The organism is Chryseobacterium sp. MHB01 (genome assembly GCF_034651565.1).
GTDB lineage: Bacteria > Bacteroidota > Bacteroidia > Flavobacteriales > Weeksellaceae > Chryseobacterium > Chryseobacterium nepalense.
In genome coordinates this window covers 1-490 of the sequence record NZ_JAYEDA010000051.1, presented here as the reverse complement: position 1 = coordinate 490, position 490 = coordinate 1, and the positions used below count along the sequence as shown (strand labels likewise).

At 47.6% G+C, this 490-nt stretch carries 1 pseudogene; it reads right to left on the bottom strand.

Annotated features, from left to right (window positions below):
* Positions 1-490: pseudogene (locus tag U9K52_RS21205) on the bottom strand (SprB repeat-containing protein); the annotation flags it as partial.

Sequence of the window (490 nt, the reverse complement as noted above, 5' to 3'; positions counted from 1 at the left end):
AGTACATCCGTTGGCATCAGTGATGATTACCGTATATGTTCCGGCAGCTAGGCCTGTTCTGTCTTCGGTTGTGATTCCACCACCCCAGTTGAATGTATAAGGTGCTGTTCCTCCTGCCGGAGTCAAGTTGATCGCGCCATTAGAAGCGCCGTTACATGCTACGTTTGTTACTACCGTTGTTCCGCTTACCGCACTTGCTGGCTGCGTAATAGTGAATGTTCTTGTTAATGTACATGCATTAGCATCAGTAACAGTCACGGTGTAAGTTCCGGCAGATAAGCCCGTAGCCGTTGCAGCTGTTCCCCCTGATGGAGACCATGAATACGTATAAGGTGCTGTTCCTCCTGAAACGTTAACAGTTGCTACTCCTGTAGATCCGCCATTACATGCGATATTCGTCTGGGAAGTAGTGGCACTAAGTGCTGTAGGCTGAGTAATAGTGAATGTTCTGGTTAATGTACATGCATTAGCATCAGTAACAGTCACGGTG